Source organism: Pontibacter saemangeumensis, from assembly GCF_039541895.1.
Lineage (GTDB): Bacteria > Bacteroidota > Bacteroidia > Cytophagales > Hymenobacteraceae > Pontibacter > Pontibacter saemangeumensis.
Genome location: NZ_BAABHC010000042.1, coordinates 1 through 20314, shown reverse-complemented (window position 1 = coordinate 20314; position 20314 = coordinate 1). Strand labels below are relative to the sequence as shown.

General features: G+C 51.8%; 12 protein-coding genes. 4 read left to right on the top strand and 8 right to left on the bottom strand.

Annotated elements, in window-relative coordinates; all coding sequences use genetic code 11:
• Positions 1-6 precede the first annotated feature (6 nt).
• From ABD920_RS24255 to ABD920_RS24235, 5 genes are all read right to left on the bottom strand, one after another.
• A complete protein-coding gene (locus ABD920_RS24255) occupies positions 7-1167 on the bottom strand; it encodes an amidohydrolase (RefSeq protein WP_345163503.1) in 1161 nt (386 codons plus the stop codon).
• Positions 1168-1388: 221 nt separating this feature from the next.
• Positions 1389-6038, bottom strand: coding sequence for a PAS domain-containing hybrid sensor histidine kinase/response regulator (locus ABD920_RS24250; RefSeq protein WP_345163500.1), 4650 nt, complete (start codon positions 6036-6038; stop codon positions 1389-1391).
• A 232-nt stretch (positions 6039-6270) separates the two neighbouring features.
• Positions 6271-7629 (bottom strand): sigma-54-dependent transcriptional regulator, encoded by a 1359-nt coding sequence (locus tag ABD920_RS24245; RefSeq protein ID WP_345163497.1) that lies wholly within the window; start codon positions 7627-7629, stop codon positions 6271-6273.
• A gap of 406 nt (positions 7630-8035) precedes the next feature.
• The gene (locus tag ABD920_RS24240) at positions 8036-8866 is read right to left on the bottom strand and encodes a DUF1206 domain-containing protein (protein ID WP_345163494.1); all 831 of its coding nucleotides are present in this window, start codon (positions 8864-8866) and stop codon (positions 8036-8038) included.
• Positions 8867-8942: 76 nt separating this feature from the next.
• The gene (locus ABD920_RS24235) at positions 8943-10232 is read right to left on the bottom strand and encodes an acetyl-CoA hydrolase/transferase family protein (RefSeq protein WP_345163492.1); all 1290 of its coding nucleotides are present in this window, start codon (positions 10230-10232) and stop codon (positions 8943-8945) included.
• 304 nt (positions 10233-10536) lie between these two features.
• Between ABD920_RS24235 and ABD920_RS24230 the strand changes: the two genes are divergently transcribed.
• Entirely contained in the window at positions 10537-11124 is a 588-nt protein-coding gene (locus ABD920_RS24230; protein ID WP_345163490.1) for a DUF4136 domain-containing protein, read from the top strand.
• Positions 11125-11695: 571 nt separating this feature from the next.
• On the opposite strand, the gene ABD920_RS24225 is transcribed toward ABD920_RS24230, so the two are convergent.
• The 3 genes from ABD920_RS24225 to ABD920_RS24215 form a co-directional block, all read right to left on the bottom strand.
• A complete protein-coding gene (locus tag ABD920_RS24225) occupies positions 11696-13693 on the bottom strand; it encodes a monovalent cation:proton antiporter family protein (protein ID WP_345163487.1) in 1998 nt (665 codons plus the stop codon).
• Positions 13694-14228: 535 nt separating this feature from the next.
• Positions 14229-14882, bottom strand: a complete 654-nt coding sequence (locus tag ABD920_RS24220; RefSeq protein WP_345163483.1) for an HD domain-containing protein — start codon at positions 14880-14882, stop codon at positions 14229-14231.
• Positions 14883-15206: 324 nt separating this feature from the next.
• Positions 15207-15689: a hypothetical protein gene (locus ABD920_RS24215; protein ID WP_345163480.1), complete on the bottom strand. Its 483-nt coding sequence runs from the start codon at positions 15687-15689 to the stop codon at positions 15207-15209.
• 733 nt (positions 15690-16422) lie between these two features.
• On the opposite strand from ABD920_RS24215, the gene ABD920_RS24210 reads away from it, so the two are divergent.
• From ABD920_RS24210 to ABD920_RS24200, 3 genes are all read left to right on the top strand, one after another.
• Positions 16423-17205: a polysaccharide biosynthesis/export family protein gene (locus ABD920_RS24210; protein WP_345163477.1), complete on the top strand. Its 783-nt coding sequence runs from the start codon at positions 16423-16425 to the stop codon at positions 17203-17205.
• A gap of 28 nt (positions 17206-17233) precedes the next feature.
• Positions 17234-19630, top strand: coding sequence for a polysaccharide biosynthesis tyrosine autokinase (locus ABD920_RS24205; RefSeq protein ID WP_345163474.1), 2397 nt, complete (start codon positions 17234-17236; stop codon positions 19628-19630).
• A 119-nt stretch (positions 19631-19749) separates the two neighbouring features.
• On the top strand, positions 19750-20314 hold a 565-nt coding region (locus ABD920_RS24200), incomplete at its 3' end, for an NAD-dependent epimerase/dehydratase family protein (RefSeq protein WP_345163469.1).

Below are 20314 nucleotides of genomic sequence, written 5' to 3'. Positions count from 1 at the left end.
AAGGAGTTATTCGTTCAGTATGTCGGAAGCGATCTGGTAAAACAGGGCCGCTCCGGTCGGGATGAGTTCATCCGGGAAATCAAAATCGGCGTGGTGCAGCTGGGGTTGCGACTCCCCCGAACCAAGCCCGAAGAGGGCTCCTTTATATAAGTGCGTGAAATGGCCGAAGTCCTCTGACCAACGGAAGGGCTGCTCCGCCTCCTGCACCTCCAGAGACAACTTTCCTGCTGCGCGCCTTACCAGTTCAACCGCCTCCGCAAGGTTGACTGTTGCCGGAAACTCTTCCACAAAACGCAGCTCATGCCTCACCTGGTGTTTAGCCGCGACCTCTGCTGCAGCCTGCTGCGCAAGGTGCTTCAGCTTTTGGAGATCTTCGGGGCTGTAGGAGCGGAGGGTAGCCATGACGGTGGCATATCCCGGGTTTGTGCCGAAGGCTACTTCGCCGAGGCGGGCGTGTATGACCGTGAGCAGGGTGAGGTCTTCGAATTGCTCCTTTTTTGATATGATTCGGTTGAATGAAAGGATCAGCTCAGCCATGGCCTGCCCGGGGTTTAGCCCTTTTTCCGGTTCTGCCGCATGAGAGGATTTGCCGAACAACTCAATCACCATACCCGTGGAGGCCGCCGCAAATACTTCCTGCCGCATGACCACCTGGTGCAGGGGCATGCCCGGCAGATTATGCAAGGCAAACACATAATCAGGCTTTATATGCCGTCCGAACCGCTCGTCCTGCAATACATCCCAGGCCCCGGCCCCTGTCTCCTCGGCTGGCTGGAACAGAAGAACCACCTTGCCCCGCTTCATTTTTTGCTGGTGCAGCATGCTTCCCAGCGCTGCCAGGATAGCCATGTGCCCGTCGTGGCCGCACAGGTGCCCGATTCCATTACGCTCAGATTTATATAGGGCGCCGCTGGATTCAGCGATGGGCAGGGCATCTAACTCTGCCCTGAAAAGCACCACCGGCCCCTCCGGCACAACACCCTGGAAAATGGCGGCGACGCCTGTGCCACCCAATCCCTGGATAAGCTGGTCTGGCCGGTATGGCTGCAAAAAGGCGGCAATGCGTTCTGCCGTTTCGCTTTCCTTGCCTGAAAGTTCCGGCTGCCGGTGAAGGTCGTGGCGAAGTTGGGTGAACGGCTGTAAGTCTGTCAGCTTGAAGGGGGGCATATATACATCTCGTTAGCCTATATAGCCGCTTATGCAAAGCGGCTATCATAAGATACGAAATCGAGCCTTTATGTTATAGCAACCGGGGGAGAAGGTGCCGGAAAGGCAGACACGGGAGTTTTCTTTACATATAGGAAAGCAGCCTTCGCGTATATTTATATATAGCTAAGGCTGCTTGAATGAAAGAAAAGAATCGTGTAACTTATCTTGAATAGGAAGTTTTAAACAGTTTCCAGGTTAACCTTCATCTGCGATACTACCCGCTCCAGCACCTCCTTCACCTGCGAAACGTCCTGGTCCACCGTGAGCAGGTCAGTCTGCTGTTTGGCGTTGCTTTCGATGCGCCGTACTGCATCCTTCAGCGATTCGATGCGCATGGTGTCGATGGTTGACTTTAACTTATGGGCTGCGGCACTCACGCCGGGCCAGTCAACCGCTACAAGCTTCTGCTGCATGTCAGTCGCGGTAACGGGCACGGTTTCGATAAACAGCTGCTGCGCCCGCTGGATAAAAGCCTCGTTGCCACGGGACAGTTTCAGAAGCACGGCCAGGTCGTACAAAGGCTCGTCCGGCGCCTGCGGTGCCGCCGACGGGGAATCTGCTGCGTCAATACGCTCCACGATAGGCTGCGGCAGCACCGACGCGATTTTCAGGAACAGTTTCTCCTCCTCGAACGGTTTGGATATATAATCATTCATCCCGGCGCTGATGTATTTCTCGGCGTCTCCCTTCAGGGCATTGGCAGTCAGGGCGATGATAGGGACGCTGGCCTTTGCCTTGTCAGTGTGTTGGCGTATTAGCTGCGTCGCGTCAATCCCGCTCAGGTCCGGCATCTGTATATCCATCAGAATCACATCGTAAAGCCGAAGGTCTGCCATGTCCACGGCTTCCCGGCCGTTGCGCGCCACATCCACCTTTGCTCCCCAACCCTCAATGATGGACTGGGCCAAAAAGATGTTCACCTCATTGTCCTCTGCCAGCAATAGCGTTATATGGCTGAGGCTGTTATAGTCTATGTTCTCCTCCTTTTGTAAAAGCACCTGCTCCTGCGTTTTGGGGTACGTGATCTGCACTTTGAACGAGCTGCCCTTGCCTTCCTCGCTCTCGACCACAATCTTGCCCTGCTGCATTTCGACCAGTGTTTTGCAGATGCTCAGGCCAAGGCCGGTGCCGCCGTATTTCCGGGTCGTGCTGGAGTAGGCCTGGGTAAAGCCGTCGAAGATCATGTGTAGTTTTGACTCTGGAATCCCGATCCCGGTATCCGTCACGGCTAGCTCAACTGTCAGGTCCTCCTCCGTTTCCTGCAGCACCTGGCAGGAGAGGGTCACAGCGCCATCCTCTGTGAATTTTATGGCATTGTTGAGGAGGTTGAGCAGCACCTGGTGCAGCCGGTACGGGTCGCCGAGTAGCATGGTGCCTGGCAACTGCAGCGGATGCAGCACATAAGCGATTTCCCTTTCCTCCGCTTTGTAAATAAATGTCTGGAAAGCCCCCTTTACCGCCTCCGCCAAGTCGAACGGGATCTCCTCCAGCTCCATTTTGCCGGATTCTATCTTGGCAATGTCCAGAATGTCGTTTATGACTACCAGCAGGTTGTCCGCTGACTGCTGAATGATGTTCAGGTAGTTCTGCTGCGCATCATCCAGGCCTGTTTTATGCAGCAGCCCCGCCATGCCCAGGATGCCGTTCATCGGGGTTCTGATCTCGTGGCTCATGTTGGCCATGAAATTCTCCTTCACCCGGGCCGACTCTTCGGCTGCCTCCTTGGCGCTCTTGAGGTGCTGCTCGGTGCGCAGGCGGTCGGTGATGTCCTGGGCGATGCCGATGATATAGGGTGCCGTATCCGGCTCTTCCACCTTGTAGTTCTGGTAAAACAGGTTCCGCTCCTCCTTTTCCTTGTTCAGGATGGTCAGCACGCCATCCACCACCTTGTTGGCGTCAAACTGGCGCAGGTAGCTCTCCATCAGCGGTTGATGGTTGACAGGGAAAAAGGCACTCAGGCTCTTGCCGATCATCTCGTCAGCGGTATATCCGAGCATATTCTGGAGGTAGGGGTTTACGGCCAGTATGTTGCCATCAAGGTCATGGGTGCAGATAAAGGCCTGGCTGTAGTTGATCAGCTCGCGGTATTTCTTCTCGCTATTCTGCAGGGCCTGCTCGGCTTTTTTGCGGGAAGTGATGTCGCGCGTTGCAGACTGTATCTTCGTCACGTTCCCTGCTGCGTCGAGGATGGGCTTCAGGTTTGTCTCCACCCAAAAGGTTGTGCCGTTCTTATGGATCAGCCGGTATTGCCTCGTAACGCTTACTTTCTGCCGCAACGCCTCCTGGAAGCCCTGTTCGCGCACCATGTCCCGGTCTTCGGGGTGAATGACTTTAAAGGCCTCCAGCAAGAGTAGCTCGATCTGCGCGTAGCCCAGCATTTCTTCCACGGCTTTGGATGCGTATATATAACTGCCGTCCGGGTTGTGCAGGCTGATCAGGTCCCTGGAGTTTTCGGAGAGCAGGCGGTGCAGCTCCTCGCTGTGCTGCAGGCGCTTGTTCGCCAGGCGCTGCTCCGTCATGTTCGTGGAGATGCCCAGCACATGCACCTGTCCGTCGGCCGTCACCAGGGGCTTTTTGGTGGTGCTGAACCAGATCACATCGCCGTTGCTGCCCGTAAAGCGCTCCTGCAGCTTTATTTCCCTGTGCTCCCTGATTACCTGCTGGTCCGTGTCGAGGTAAAAGCGCGCTTCTTTCTGATTCGGGTAGAAGTCTGCCGCTTTCCGGCCTTCCACCTCTTCCACTGTCAGGCCGAAGAGCGCGGCAAACTCATCGTTCACAAGAATAAAATTGCCCTCCCCGTCTTTCACATAGATCAGGCTGGGGCTGGCGTCGAGCACCAGCTGGATAAATTCATTCTTGGCCTTTACCTCCAGCGTGGCATGGCGCTCCTCGGTGGTGTCGCGAATGATGGCCAGCACTTCGCGCTCGCTGTATTTTACAATGCGGCTTTCGTAGTAGCGGGTGCCTTCTGCCAGGCTCAGTTCATAGTCTTTTTTCTCATGATGCCCCGTCCGGAGCACTTTCTGCAGCAGCGCCATCATTTCCTGGGTCAGTTGCTCAGGCAGCAGCCTTCTGATGTTTCCACCGATCACCTCGCCTTTGGGCACGTTCAGGTGTTTCTGGTCCACATCGTTCATGTCAACCACGACGCCTTGGTCATTGACAATGAAAATAAGGTCGGGGATGGCGGCCAGGATGGCCCTGTTCTTTGCCTCGCTGGCGGAGATGACCGCCTGCGCGCGCTTCAGCTCGGTGATGTTGAGCCCATGCCCGATGATATACTGCAGCTCGCCGGTTTCGTCAAATACCGGATTCAGGCGGCGCAGGTGCGACGAGGTGGTATGGCCGTTTTTATCCTGCAGTTGCTCCTCGTACTCTACGAGCAGTTTTTTTTGCTGCACCTGTGCCAGCCCTTTTCTGCGCGCCTGCATGCGCTCCTCCGGGTACCCCTTGTGAAGGCGGTATTCCTCGTCTGTCTTCCCGATCAGCCACTGGCGAAGCGCGGCGTCGCCCACGGCGGCCGGGTTCAGGTATAAATACTGCAGCTGCTTGTTAAATACGGCCACATCAGAGGGGATATGATTCAGGATGGCTTCGTAAAACTCCTTCTGCTGCCGCAGTGCCATGCTTTGCTGCCGTACGCGCGTCACGTCCTCTGCGCAGCCTATCACCTGCTTCACCTGCCCGTTGTCCCGTCGCTTGAACACGCTTTCGCGGCAGTGCATTATTTTGGTGTCCCCGTTTTTGCAGCGGGCCCTGTACTCTAATTCTACGATGTCGCCGTCGCTGGCAAGCATGATGCTGCAGACGTGGGCATACACCTTCTCCAGGTCCTGCGGCACCACCAGCGACGCGAGCACGTTGTCGCCAAGCGCGGCGACTTCCTCCAGGGTGTACCCCAGCACATGCCTTACCTGCTCGTTCGCAAATACATGCATCCCATCTTCCAGGTCATATATATACACCATGTTGGGGATGGTGTGCGTGATGGTGCGCGCCAGGTTCTGCGACTCCTGCAGGGCCTGCTCGGCATTTTTCCGCGTGGTGATGTCAGACATGTAGATATTGAAATACCCTTTGTCCGGCCGTGGCGTGATGAGGGTGGCGTAATAGCGCCTGGCTATATGGGATTCGAAGGAACCAGGTTTGGACGTTGTATCCATGCCGAGTTTTCTGATGTGCAGCAGGAGCAGCCGCCGGAAGCCCGCCAGCCGATGCTCGGTGAGCGAGTTTAAGAGTTCGGTGCCGGCCACGTTCACGAAAAGGAGCTCCCCGGAGAAGCTGAGGCGGAGGATAGGGTTGGGGTACTCTTCCTGCAGCTCCGACTGCATCTCCAGCTCCCGCTGTTTCAGGTGCTTCAGGGTCACGTCGCGGTAAAGCCACATGGCTCCATAGGCTTCGCCGCCTTCCGCCAGCGGCACGCGTTCACGCTCCAGCACCAGGCGCTTCTGCTGCGCTTCTCCGTTATATGTAATTGTAAACCGGGCCAGTTCAGGCAAGCCCTGCTGGGGCCGGAGCAGCGTCGTGCGCTCAAATTCCTGCAACGCGATGCCTGTATAAAACTCTGCTGGCTGCGGAAGCTTCAGCAAAGTGTGCAAAGCAGCATTCAGGAGCACAATTTTTTCATCCGCATCTGTTGTGAGCGCAGGGGCCTGCAGGTACAGCGGCAGCTTCTCCCGCTCCAGTGACGGCCGGGCCGGAGGCGTAGCTGCTACATGCAGTTGCTTAAGTTCCCGTTCCCGGTCTGCTGCAAGTTTCTCTGCTGCCTGTCGTGCCTTGCGTTCTGCCGACAGCTCGTGGAGCAGCGCCTCCTCCATTATTGTGTTCATAATGTCTGGTTGATAATGATATACTGTGCTCCTGTTGAAGTAAGACTGTAGCTGCTCCTGCTTTTAAAACGAATACTGCCCCGCGCAGATGCCTGCCGCATGCGCACTTTCCTGGCTTTGCTAAAGGATGATATGGCACAATCTATATATAAACTGCAATGGCATTGTCCCATAGCCCTATATGACAGTTCTGTGAGCTTTTATGTCCTGCATCCCCAGTAGATAGAAGCGCTTAATCTACCTTCAGCTCTTTGTCCTGGATCATGCGGTAAATGGTTGACTTGCCGATATCCAGTTTTTCGGCCACCAGCAGCACATTGTGACTGTAGTTGTTGAGGAAGCGCTGAATGATTTCTGTGGTGTAGGCTTTAAGCGTTTTCTCGCGGGCCAGGTAAGGCACCTCTTTCGACTCTACCATAAAGAGGATGTCATCCGCCTGTATCACTGCGTCGTCTGCCATCACCACGGCCAGTTCGATGATAGCCTTCAGTTCGCGCACGTTGCCGGGGTAGGAGTGGGAGAGCAGTTTCTCCTGCGCTCCAGCCGAGAGTGATTTTTTAGGCAAGCTGTTCTCTTTGATAAAGCCCTGCAAGAAGGATTTCGCCAGCACCAGCACATCGCCCCCACGCTCGCGCAAAGGGGGCAACTGCACGGGGAGGCCCAGCAGGCGGTAGTACAGGTCCTCCCGGAAAACGCCTTTCTTTACCTCCTCGGCCAGGTTTTTATGCGTAGCCACAATGATGCGCACATCCACTGGCACGATGCTGTTGCCACCCACCCGGGTAATCTCTTTTTCCTGCAGCACGCGCAGGAGCTTGGCCTGCAGGCTTATGTCTAGTTCCCCGATCTCATCCAGGAAAATTGTGCCCTTGTTCGCCTCCTCAAACCTGCCCAGCCGCCGTGAGAGCGCCCCTGTAAAAGCCCCCTTCTCATGGCCGAACAGCTCGCTCTCGATCAGTTCGCGGGGGATGGCTGCCACATTCACGGCCACAAAGGGCGCTTTTTTGCGGGTGCTGTTATAATGCACCGCTTTTGCCACCAGTTCTTTGCCTGTGCCCGTTTCCCCGGTAACCGACACGGTGATGTTTGTTTTGGCCGCCTTGTCCAGCAGCATATACACCCGCTTCATGGCCTCACTGTTGCCGATGATAAAGTTCGAGAAATCATACTTCTGGCCGATTTCCTCGCGCAGGTGGTCGATTTCCTTGCGGAGCGAGTCGTTTTCACGGATTTTGTTAATGGCGTTCCAGAGGCGTTCCGGTGTGTCTTCGTCTTTGACTATATAATCGTAGGCCCCTTTCTTCAGCAGGTCCACGGCTGTGGCCACATCCTCCTGGCCTGAGATCACCACCACCTGCGTGTCAGGGCTTAGTTCTTTAATTTTCTTCAGCACCTCGGCACCGGTCTTGTCGGGCAGGGAATAATCCAGCGTCACCACGTTCGGGCGGAGGTACAGGCTGCTGAGGCAGTCTTTGGCAGCGTGAAATTTTGTGAGCTCGTAATCCGGGTTAGACGAGAGATGATACTCCAGTAACTCGCTGTACCAGACATCGTCATCTAATATATAAATCTTAAAAGGCGTATTCTTCATCGCAAATTGCACTAAAAGGATTGGCTGCACCTGGCACCTGCTGCATCGCCGAGCATCTATAACATTAGGTGGATTGCAGCTCTGATCCAAAGTTAATCGGCAGGAATTAATAATTCATTTCTAAAAAGTTTATTTTTAGAAGATTATGGAGGATAATATGAAAAATATAATCCTATATAGTAATTGAAATATTTGTGAAGATTTGAAAAGAAAAAGTGAGGTAGTTATTGTGTTATAATTGACATAATCAGGAAGAGGAATGGTACTAATTCTATATATAACTCCTGTTAGAGGAGCTGGGACACATGCCGGGAGCACCGGCTGCCGTCGCATTAAACAGCCAGCCCTGCCCTGTCATCCGGGGCGGGTACAGGGCAGGGCTGGCTGCAGATACGCTGAAGGTGCGTTACCTGGAATAGATGGGCTGGTACTTGGCGCGCATAAACATAAACACGCCGTAGCAAATGAGGCCCAGCGCAACGGCGCCCAAAACGTAGGAGCCGTAGGAGGAATTCTCTAAAAAGGCAAACGCGCTGCTGCTGCCGCCCGCCTGCTCGGCATTGGACTGCATCGCTGCTTTGAGAAACAGGTACCCGATCACCAGCCAAACAATACCTCGCGCGACATACCCCAATTTCCCGGCCTTGATCATCTTGCTTTCGATGTCGCTCTTCAGGCCGGCGCCACTGATCTTCTTTTTATATTTCTCCGACAGACCGAAGTAGATTTGGTACACACCTGTCAGCATGATGGCTACTGCCAGAATGCCAACCAGCCACTGTCCGAACGGCTGCTGCAGCAGCTCACGCACCAGCGTTTGCCGGGAGTCGCCGCCCCCGCCGCCGTTACCCAGCGCCAGCTTGGCAGCCAGAAACGCCAGACCGGCATAGATGATCCCGCTGAAAGCATACCGCAGGCGCTTCGCGGAGCCTTTGGCGTCCGAGCCTTCGTGGCTGGTGTCCTGCACGGCCTGAATAAAACGCCAGATCGCGTAGCACAGCAAACCGAGCGCCACCAGCCCGAGCATCCACTTGCCGTAAGGCTGCTCCAGGATAAACTGAAAAACGCCGGATTTGCCGGCTCCCTGTGTCGATTGCCCGCCAAGCTCAAACGCCGCCATAAAGGCAATAATGCCCACCAGGCAATAGACGATGCCCTTGGCGGTGAGACCAACTTTGGCGAAGTTTTTTACCCACTCTGGCGGGGCAGAGGGTACATGATAAGAGATGTCAGCCATATGAGTAGAATTATGTTTTTAGAACTTCATTTCCTCTCATACACGTAAAAATCATATTATCGTTGTAATAGCCGGCTTATATATACCTGAACCGCTTGATGGCTTCCTCCTCCAGACGCTCCCTGTGATGCGGGTGCGCGATTTCGATCAGGGCCTTGGCGCGCTGGCGCAGGTTCTTACCGTAGAGGTAAGCCACGCCGTACTCTGTCACCACATAATGCACATGCGCCCGCGTGGTAGTGACGGCTGCTCCCTGGTTGATGAAAGGGGTAATGCGCGAGATGCCTTTGTTGGTAGCGGATGGAAGCGCGATGATCGGCTTGCCGCCCTTCGACAGAGCAGCTCCCCGCATAAAGTCCATTTGCCCGCCAATCCCGGAGTACTGGTACGTCCCGATGGTGTCAGCCACTACCTGACCCGTCAGGTCTATCTCGATGGCACTGTTGATGGCGGTCACTTTCGGGTTAGAGCGGATGATGGCTGTGTCGTTCACATAGTCGGTGCGCTGCATCAGAATGAGCGGGTTATCGTCCACGAAATCATACAGTTTCCGGTTGCCTACGATAAAGCCGGTGGCGATGCGGCCCGGGTGCCGGTACTTGTGCTCGTTTGTGATCACGCCCTTCTCCACCAGCGGCATCACGCCATTCGAAAACATCTCGGTGTGGATGCCCAGCTCTTTGTGGTTCGTGAGGCTGCCGAGCACCGCATCCGGTATCGCCCCGATCCCCATTTGCAGGGTGGCGCCGTCCTCCACCATTTCGGCTATATAATGGGCGATCTTTTCCTCTGTGCTGGTGATGCGCGCGCTGTAATCCACCTCCGGCAGCTCCTCGTCTACCTCCACCAGCACATCAAAGCGCCGGACGTGGATGAGGCCGTCGCCGTGCGTGCGGGGCATGCGGGGGTTCACCTGCGCAATCACGTGTTTGGCGCTCACCACTGCTTCCCGAGTCACGTCTACCGAAACCCCCAGCGAGCAATAGCCGTGCTTATCGGGGGGCGATACATGCACGATGGCCACATCCAGGGGTAATATACCCGACCGGAACAGGTGCGGGATCTCGCTCAGGAAAATCGGCACATAGTCGCCGCGGCCACAGTTCACGGCGTCGCGCACGTTCGCTGACACAAACAGGGAATTGATAAAAAAGGAGTTCTTGTAGCGCTCCTCGGCCAGCGGAATCTCGCCGTAGGTGGTAATGCTCACCAGTTCCACGTTCCGGAGCTCATCGGCCCGCTCCGCCAGCTTCCGGATCAGGTACTGTGGGGTGGCGGCGCTGCCCTGGATAAAAACACGGTCTCCCGATCGGATGACGGAAAGTGCTTCTTCAGCTGTTTTATAGATGGCGGTGTTGTCAGGCATATATAGGTTGTTAAGCTGTAGCTGTTAGAAAGTTATATAATAAAGACACAAGGCGAATTGGCTTTAAAAATCTGTGTCCCTTTTTTTACGTTTATGTCAAGGCAAATGCATCGCTTCGCGCTTGTTTCCCTGTTTACTTGAAGTTGCTGCATAACGTTATATATGCTTTTGCGATGCTCAAGCCTTCGTTATACCTTTGCAGGGCACAACTGCGACAAATGTAAAGGCTGGCAGCAGGCAAAAAAATGACGCTTGTCACCGGTGCTGTGCCTGCGTCCGTATCAAACCCATATGTCTTTAAACTATGAAAATGACCTCCCGTTTGCTGAAACTGCTCTGCCTGTTTGCAGTGGCCCTCTCGCTGAACTCCTGCGTAACCACCTCCGGGTCCATGGGGGCTACGGCCATTAAAACACCTTACGCCACGCCCGACAGGTACAAGACCTACGACTGGTACCAGCCTGCCCCGGCCGACAAACCGGACTACGACAAGGGCTATAATGAGGATCTGAACGAGCATATTCTGCGGGCAGTAGAGGAGGAGTTGCAGGAGCGGGGCTATCGCAAGGACACGAAGAAGCCGGATGTGCTGGTGGCCTATGATGTGAGCGTGTCGGTGCCGGAGGAGAAGGACAAGTCATCTAAGGCGCGCCCGGGCTTTGGCTACAGCTATGGCTATATGGCTGGCTACCGCTACAACTACGGCCATGCCGATATGCCCGGATACCGCAGCGTTGACCTCTTCAAGCAAGGCACCCTGATCATCGACCTGGTGCACCCGCAGTCGAACATGCTGCTATGGCGCGGATGGGCCGAAGGAGGCATCAGTAATTTCAAGGCCGGCTACAACAGTGTGCACAGCCAGGTGGAGGAGGTGCTGGAGAAATTGTAGAAATTTTTACGACATCTCCTGCGCCAGGCTTCATAAGGCTCTGAATCAGGTTCACAGTTGACCTCAGTGGAAGGACTTATATGCCTGATCGTTAAGCACCCCTGATCCAGCAACTTTTGCGTATTGATACGCAAAATTCAGCTGATATAAACCTCCCTTCGTAGGGACAGGTCGCGACCTGTCCGCGCATCGGCCGATCATCCAGCAATGCCTTTTTTACTGCCGCGAATATAACTGATCCTTAAACAATCGCTTTGGAGTGAGGTATTTAGCCCATGATGGCGCGTGTATGAATAGTGGGGGGAGGATGCTGCACAGACTGGTAAGCGGATGATTGGTTCAGGAACGATTGGATCGGGAACGATTGGACAGGTCGCGACCTGTCCCTACTGGGGTAGGACGGCTTGATTCTCTATTAGTCAGTACAGTGCCTTGTTTTGAAGCAAATATTCTTTGGGCCGGTCGAGATACCAGGAACTTTACTTTGAGCAGTTTATTTGGTTCCGTTACATGAAGCACAACTTTCTCTTATACTTTCAAGAATCAGTGGTAGGGATCGTTATATATAAACCTAATCTGCCTTCAGGTAATTGTTGAAGCGCATCACCTCATTCGGCTTGCCTACCACATATAAAATGTCTCCTTGTTTTATATAGGTGTTGGGGTTGATATTAAGGAGGGTCTCGCTGCCCCGCTTGATGGCTACCACAGTTACATTAAAACGCTGCCGGACACCAGACTCCATCAATGGCTTCCCGATGATCTCAGCATCATTCGTATAGACGCGCAGGCTGGCGACCTCTATTTCCGGCAGTTCAAGGTCGATGGTGGAGGTAAGGCTGTTTTTCCGGCCCGCCATGCTCCGCAGCATATCGTAGTTGTCGGACCGGATCGTTTGGGTAAAGCTCTCGATCTCGTCCCGCGGCATCAGGTATTTGTTCAGCACGCGGGTGAAAATTTCAATAGAGGTCTCAAACTCCTCCGGAATCACCTCGTCGGCCCCGATCCTGTAATTTTCCTCCATTTCCTGCACAAAGCGCGTGCGGACAATGATGTGTACCTTGTCTGATACTTCCCTGATGCTGGCAATGATGCGCCTCGTTGCCTCCGCGTCAGAAATAGCCACCACCACCACACGCGCCCGCTGGATGTTGATATGCGCCAGAATCACCGGGTGCACCGCGTCGCCATAGATGATCGGCTCGCCCAACTTGCGTTCCTGCTTCACGGTAACCGCATTCAGCTCTACAATAACATAAGGTATTTTCGCATGCCGGGCGGCCCTGGCCACATTACGCCCGTTAATCCCGTAGCCGATAATCACGATATGGTCATCGAGGGGCGGAAACTCGGCATGCTCCCCTGCGGGGGCGGGGTTGAACGGCATGGCCTCCTTCCCGGATGAAAAAGGGGCGCCAATAAAAGTGGCTATGCGTTGGTAGTATTCCACCACAAAAGGCGTGACGCCCATCGTCAGCAGCGACACGGACAGGAAATACTGGTATGTTTCTTCAGATAATAAGCCAAACTCAATGCCCGTTTTGGAGAGGATGAACGCGAACTCACCCACCTGGAAAATGGACAGCCCCACCAGCAGCGAGATGCGGAGGGGGAACTGCAGCATCCGGGCCGCCAGCGTCGCCACGGTGCCCTTGATGAGGAAAGTGAGCAGCGTAAAGAACAGGATGATGGGCAGGTGCTGCAGCATGAAGCTAAAATCCAGCAGCATCCCGATCGACACAAAGAAAAAGCTGGTGAATATCTCCCGGAAAGGCAGAATGTTGCTGGTAGCCTGGTGGCTGTACTCTGATTCGGAAATGATCAATCCCGCCATAAAGGCCCCCAGTGCCAGGGATAAACCTAAGCTTGAAGTAAGCCATGCTACCGCAAAGCAAATCACGACCACACTCAAAATAAAGAGTTCCTTACTTTTTGTTTTGGCTACCGCATAAAGCAGCATCGGCACCAGGTAACGGGCACTGATCAACACGAATATAATCACAAAGGCTCCCTTCAGGGCCATCAAGAGCAAAGCAGTCCCGACATCCTCGGATCCACCGGCCATCAATGGCGTCAGCAGCATCATCGGCACCACGATGATATCCTGGAAGATAAGAATGCCCAGTACAACCCGGCCCTGTGGCGCATTGATGTCACCTTTGTCCTGTAGCAGTTTCAGCACAATGGCGGTGCTGCTCAGGGCGACAAGGAAACCCATGAAGATCCCTTCCGCATTGCTGAAGTCAAGCAGCAGCATCACCAGCCACACCAAACCGATCGTTGCAAGCACCTGCGTAGTGCCGCCCAGCAGCACCGTGCGTTTGATCAGGGCGAGGCTCCGGAGCGAAAACTCCATCCCGATGATGAAGAGCAGCAGAATGACGCCTATTTCGGCGAGGATCTCAATGTCGTGGGTGGCGTTGATCAGGCTTAGCCCGTGTGGACCGGCAATTACGCCAGTGGCCAGGAATCCCAGGATGGTGGGGAACCGGAATCGCTGAAACAGCAGAATTACTACAACAGCCAGCCCCAGGATGATGACTATGTCTGAGAGTAAAGGTATCTCCATCGATTAACTTTGAATTTGTGACTTGCGCAACGACTGTTTGGTAACAAAGGTAATTTAAGCGCTATTTATATAAGTAGCATGCCTATGTGAAGAAAGCAGGTAAACAGGCTGATTCCTGATGCGAAACAAGCCCCTTACGGCACAAGAAGCAGCTTGTCTTCTACTGCATCTATGCCCTTGCTGCTTGTATTAGTTCATTCATAGGAAGTAAAATCACTTACCATGATGATTTACAAAAGTTTTCAGTTTGGTTATTGCTGATTTATAGTTATATATAGCCTAATACAGGACCATAACTGCTATATACATGTAATACCATTATCAATTAAAAATGCGCAATGAAGCTGTTCAATATTTTGTACGCTACTTGAACCCACCCCTAACCCCTCCGAGGAGGGGAATCTTCTTCAGGAGTAGTTTATTTCTCTCCTCGGAGGGGCAGGGGTGGTTTTTTTTAACAAAGCAATGTAATCGTAACCAGGGTTATACCTTCGCTGGCACCTTTAGTCTTGCAGCCCATTCAACCAGTTGATATCTACCTTTCCCCGTTCCACTCCGCGTAAAACTGCTCCAGGAAGACTTCCATATAGCGGTGGCGCTCTTCTGCAAGCCGAAGGGCTGTGTCCGTATGCATACGGTCTTTCAGCAACAAAAGCTTCTCGTAAAAATGATTGATGGTGGGAGCGGTGCTAGCCTTGTACTGCGCGAAAGAGTCGTGCAACTCCGGCTTTACGTGCGGGTTGTACAACTCCCTGCTTTTATACCCCCCGTACGCAAAGGTGCGGGCGATGCCAATGGCGCCGATGGCGTCCAGCCGGTCGGCATCCTGCACCACACGGCCCTCCAAGGTTTTCATCTCAGAAGAAGTACCCGCTCCCTTGTATGATAAATCTTTGATGATCTCGCAGATATGGTCTGTTGTTTCAGCGTTCACTTCACATGTAAGTAGCCATTCCCGGGCCATGCGCGGACCCACCGTCTCGTCACCGTTATGGAATTTATGGTCGCCGATGTCATGCAGCAGCGCCGCTAGCTCCACTATATAGAGATCCACGTTTTCATGCGCCGCGATGTGTTTGGCATTGTTCCAGACGCGGTAGATGTGCCACCAGTCGTGCCCGGAGCCCTCCCCGTTCAGCAGTTCCTGTACATAGGCAGCGGTAGCAGCAAGGGTTTCCTGTTCAGTCATCCTTCAGGTTGAAATTTTGTGTCTTCAAAACTGAGGATAAATCGTGGCAGGCGCAAGCTTTTTTAACGTGCTGTTCAGCAATGAAGGGGTAAATAAAAAAGACCTCGCAGCGTGCGCAGCTCCCGCGAGCGTCAGGCGCCGGGTCAGACAATAGCAGGCGCTGCGAAAGCGATGAGGTCAGGTTATCGTTTCAAAGCAGAGGCTAAGAGAACAGCAGAAGCAGACTATGCAATGAAAGAGGAAAGTGCTAACCACTTGTAATAGAATAGTTTATGTAGCCTTTGAAACATCATAGTAAAAAGATATTTAATCAGCAGGCTGTCATTATGCTGGAATCAGCACTTCCTGTGGCTTGCGCTGAGCAACCGGTGTGCCTTTCCGCGCCTCCTTTTGGAGTTCCGCCTCCAACATCAAGGCCCATGTCTCCAGGTAAAGCACCACATCATCCCGACGGTTATGTAGCAGGTGTTTCCGATTTTGCGGAAGTCGCTGCTTGATGGCTGGGTGCGACAGCCGCTCCAGATGCGTCAGATCATCCCGCGTCAGGCCAAAGTCCACCATATGGTCAATGATTTCATCCATAGGCAGGCCGCTCTGCGGGCAGTAGTCGCGCAACTGCTCCCGCCAATCGCCGTGGCGCCACATGGCCGCGCCGTGGATGGTGTCTTTGCTAAAGTGCGTGATGGTTTGCGCCAGGTGCCCGCAGTTGCAACTGCCCATATGGCCCCACTGGTAGGGGTCGCCCTGCGCGAGGCGCCGTGCTGTCTCCCGGAGCGCCTGTATGAGTTGAATGGAAGCTCTTGCCATAAGTAAGTGAAGTTAGATTTTCAGGTTGCGTGTTCTCTACATTGTGTGGCCTCAAATCAAAATAATGGAGTCTATCTCTTTATAAACCTAACATATAAAGAATTATAATTGCTGAATTGTTTCAGTCAAGAGCAGCGTGTAAAATAAACCCCTGCCTCAACTGCTCCTATATAGTACCTGTACGCTTTGCAATATGTTCAGTACTAGTTAAATTGAGTGCCTGTGTTTTGATTTTTTTAATTTTCTGCTTAGCACTAAAGCATTGGCTACAAATGGCTTATGCACGAGCAAGAGGAGTAGAAGGATGCGGCGCAGTACAAAAACTTCATGCACTCAGATGCATTGAAATTCACGAATTACATTGATATAAAAGCAAAACTGAGCAAGCAGATGAGTATCGACGGAATTTTAATTACCAGGCGGTATCTATGAGGGGTCTCGCCGTTTCCGCAACCGCTTGAGTGGCGAGGTAACACTGCAGGTGAAACTGACCAGCAGGTTTAGTTTGCGCACCAACTTCAACTACCCCTTCGAGGATGAGCCGGTAGTGCCCAACACTAGGTTTGTTTACGCTGTCTCGAATGGCGTGCAGGTGCAGTTCTGTGGAAGGAGCATAATATATTTCAGATTTAAGCAGCGGACTCAAACAATATTTACTTAATTTTGCCCTTTGAAAAGAAGTAACCGGTGCAATATGACGCCACCTTTTGCTAAAAACGTGTAGTTAATTAAGATGCGCAACACCCTTATTGCTTTGTGGCTTTTTATCGGGATCTTTCTCTTTTCCGCTTGTGTGCCACAGAAGAAAATAGTACTGCTACAGGAGAATCCGGAGGTAAAGAATCAATCGAGTGCCGATGAACTGCTACGAACATTTGACCTGAAGCCTCTGGCATACGCTTTAAAGCCGGGTGATGTGTTGTCTTTAAGAGTGCAGAGCACCACACCCGCCGAATTTGACTTCCTGGCATCCGGTACCACAACTTTTGGGGCACAGGATCCGGTGCTGAGCGGCTATACCCTAGATGCAGATGGGAATATATTATTGCCAGCTGTTGGTAAAGTAAAGTTGAGCGGTTCTACCATGCCAGAAGCTCGAATCAAAGTAACAGAGGCCTTACAACCTTTCTTGTCAGATCCTACAGTTAATCTGCGCCTGTTGACCTTCCGCTATACAGTTATAGGCGAAGTTCCAGGCCAGGGGCAGTACACTACGTACCAGGACAATATCAACGTGATGGAGGCCATCGCAACAGCAGGGGGATTTAGCCCATACTCGAACCGAAGCAGCATAAAACTTGTTCGCTACGAGAACGGGGTGGCCAAGCTTTATAAATTCAGTATGCTGGATGATGACATACTAGCTCAAAACAACTTCTACCTGCAGCCAAATGACATGATTGTAGTAGATCCATTACCTGCTAAATTTGCGCGAGAGAATCTTTTGGCAAATGCGACACTTACTCTTTCCCTGGTATCCACCCTGACTTTTATTATAATACGACTTTTGCAATAAAGAAGTACATATACATTAAAAAACGAACTTGGAGACAAATCATCAAAAGCAGCAGGAAGTTGGGCTTGATATACTTAAACTGCTTAATAAACTAGTTGCGAACTGGCTGCTTATATCAGTTTGTTTGCTTATAGGTATATTAGTGGCCTTTTTGACCAATAGGTATACTATTCCGCAGTTCGAAGTAAACTCATCCGTAATGTTAAGCGAATCTGTAAGCGAAGCCTCTTCAGCTACTGCATTACTATATGGAAATGAGCTTTTCCAAAGTTCCAACAGTCTCACAAATGAGGCAATCACTTTGAGAACTAAAGCGCTAACCCTGCAGACGCTCCAAAAGCTTGATTTTGATGTTTCATATTTACAACAAGGCAATATTAAACTAACAGAACTATATAAATTTGGGGCACCTTATAAAGTTACTGTTGATACCAGTTCCTCTAATCTTCCTTACAATATTCTCTTTAAGATTATTGCACTAGATGGTTACTTCCAGCTTTCTTCCGAAAATCCTGGTTGGAACAAATTTGTGGAAGGGAAAAGATTTGCTTATGAAAAACCGCACAATATTAACGGCTTTAATTTTAGTATAGCTTTAAAAGAAAGAGAGCTTCACAATGATGAAAGCGAACAGCTTTTCAAAATCAATAATTTAGATCAGTTAGCGAGGCAGTATGCTGGTGCTTTAAATGTAAGTCCTAATGCACAAGGGGCTTCTGTGCTGCAATTGCGTCTGATCAGTGCAACTCCAGAAAAAGAAGTTGATTTTTTGAATCAGCACATGCTAACCTACCGGCAGTATAACCTGGATACAAAAAATATCAATGCCGTCAATACTATTAATTTTATTGATGAACAGTTACAGCAAATAAGTGATTCTCTTTATTTTATTGAGAGCAGGTTAGAATCTTTCAAACAAAATAATGCTGCTGTTGATATAAGCGCTCGAGGAGGCAGGATCTCGCAGCGAGTAGAAGAACTGGAACAACAGAAAGCAGGACTTCTGTTGAACGAGCAGTATTACAAGTATTTACGTAACTATCTTGGAAGTAGTGAGGACGAGGGGGGAGTAGTCGTACCATCAAGTTTTGGGATAACAGACCCTGTTCTGAATGGGTTGATCGGGGAATTAGTTTCTTTGCAGGCAGAGATCACTGTATTGAAACAGAATCAGAACCAAAGCAATCCATTGTTAATAAGTCAATTACGGGTGAAGCAGCAGCAATTGCAGGAACTGAAGCAGAACTTGCTGGAAAGCCTTTCGAATACTGAGGCAGCAAACCGAATTGCATTGCGGGGGCTTAATCAACAAATTGCTCGTGAGTCTGCTACCCTAAACAGGTTACCAGCCGCTGAGCGGCAACTTGTGAATATAAATCGCCTGTATAACCTGAGCGAAAACCTGTATGTGCTGCTAATGCAAAAAAAGGCAGAGGCAGGGATCGCCAAAGCAGCCAACACTTCAAACGTCACCATTCTGACAGAAGCATCTAAGGGGAACAAAGTATCCCCGAATGATTCTAAGAATTACATCGTGGGCATTTTATTAGGGTTGGCTATACCTATTGCTTTCCTGTTTCTAAAGGACTTTCTGAATAACAAAGTCACTACAGCAGAAGATATTGCCGCTCTGACTAATATTCCATTATTAGGGATGGTAGGCCATAATAAAGCCGAGGATAAAAACCTGATTGATCAGAGTCCTAAATCAGCCATGTCTGAGGCCTTCCGGACGGTACGTTCTAACCTGCGCTTTATGACAGGAGCCTCCTCACAGGCAGGCTCTAACGGTAAAATTTATGTAGTTACTTCTTCCATCAGTGGGGAAGGCAAAACTTTTTCAGCTAAAAACCTAGCTTATATACTGGCGATTTCGGGTGAGCGTACCCTGCTTATCAACGCTGATATGCGTAAACCGAACAGCAATGTTGATTTCGGAGTGACTAGCAGCCTGGGCCTTAGCAACTTTCTGGCGGGGCATGCCGGCTTCGATGAGATCATTCATCCGACCTTACAGGAACATTTATATATTTTGCCCTCTGGTGAGATACCGCCTAATCCTTCCGAGTTATTGCTCAGCAAACAAATGGAAGACCTTATGTCCGAACTCAAAATCCAATACGACTATATTATCGTGGACACTCCGCCTGTTGGGATTCTATCAGATGGTTTTGAATTGATGCAGATTGCAAATGCCAGCATTTTTATGGTTCGGCAGGGTTATACCCAGAAAGCTTTCCTGAAAAGTATTCAGCAGCAGTATGAGTCTGGCAAGATCAGAAACACTGCGATTCTTTTTAATGATGTGGATTATGAAAAGCTTAGCTATGGCTATGGGTATGGCTATGGCTATGGCTATGGCTATGGATATGGGTATTATGCCGAAGATGCACAGCAAAAGGTTTGGTGGAAGCGACTAGTATAAGTTAAATTTTTGATTAAACGTTTGTCATTTCGTCCATATAGAAAAATCTGCTTATAATAATGTTTTTCTAAGTACCCAGATTTCTCCCTATGGTCGAAATGACAGGACTCACTACCTATATGCAAAAAAAATCAAAGATTTACGTGGCGGGGCACCGGGGGATGGTGGGCTCGGCCATCGTGCGGAAGCTGGAGGCGGCGGGTTATGCCAACATCGTGACGCGCTCCTCCTCCGGGCTGGACCTGCGGGAGCAGGCGGCGGTGCGGGCCTTCTTCTCAGAGGAGCGGCCGGAGTACGTTTTCCTGGCCGCCGCCAAGGTGGGGGGCATCATCGCCAACAACACCTACCGGGCCGACTTCCTCTACGAGAACCTGATGATCGAGGTCAACCTCATCCACGCCGCCTATGAGGCGGGGGTAAGGAAGCTGATGTTCCTGGGCTCCTCCTGCATCTACCCTAAATTAGCCCCCCAGCCCCTGAAGGAGGAGTACCTGCTGACCGGGGAGCTGGAGCCGACCAACGAGCCCTACGCCGTGGCCAAGATCGCCGGCATCAAGCTCTGCGAGGCCTATAGAGACCAGTACGGCTGCGACTTCGTGAGCGTGATGCCCACCAACCTCTACGGCTACAACGACAACTACCACCCGCAGAACTCGCACGTGCTGCCGGCCCTGCTGCGCCGCT

Excerpts from the sequence above, each read along its gene's own strand:
- ABD920_RS24255 (WP_345163503.1), bottom strand. The coding sequence starts at position 1,167 with ATGCCCCCCTTCAAGCTGACAGACTTACAGCCGTTCACCCAACTTCGC.
- ABD920_RS24250 (WP_345163500.1), bottom strand. The coding sequence starts at position 6,038 with ATGAACACAATAATGGAGGAGGCGCTGCTCCACGAGCTGTCGGCAGAA.
- ABD920_RS24245 (WP_345163497.1), bottom strand. The coding sequence starts at position 7,629 with ATGAAGAATACGCCTTTTAAGATTTATATATTAGATGACGATGTCTGG.
- ABD920_RS24240 (WP_345163494.1), bottom strand. The coding sequence starts at position 8,866 with ATGGCTGACATCTCTTATCATGTACCCTCTGCCCCGCCAGAGTGGGTA.
- ABD920_RS24235 (WP_345163492.1), bottom strand. The coding sequence starts at position 10,232 with ATGCCTGACAACACCGCCATCTATAAAACAGCTGAAGAAGCACTTTCC.
- ABD920_RS24230 (WP_345163490.1), top strand. The coding sequence starts at position 10,537 with ATGAAAATGACCTCCCGTTTGCTGAAACTGCTCTGCCTGTTTGCAGTG.
- ABD920_RS24225 (WP_345163487.1), bottom strand. The coding sequence starts at position 13,693 with ATGGAGATACCTTTACTCTCAGACATAGTCATCATCCTGGGGCTGGCT.
- ABD920_RS24220 (WP_345163483.1), bottom strand. The coding sequence starts at position 14,882 with ATGACTGAACAGGAAACCCTTGCTGCTACCGCTGCCTATGTACAGGAA.
- ABD920_RS24215 (WP_345163480.1), bottom strand. The coding sequence starts at position 15,689 with ATGGCAAGAGCTTCCATTCAACTCATACAGGCGCTCCGGGAGACAGCA.
- ABD920_RS24210 (WP_345163477.1), top strand. The coding sequence starts at position 16,423 with ATGCGCAACACCCTTATTGCTTTGTGGCTTTTTATCGGGATCTTTCTC.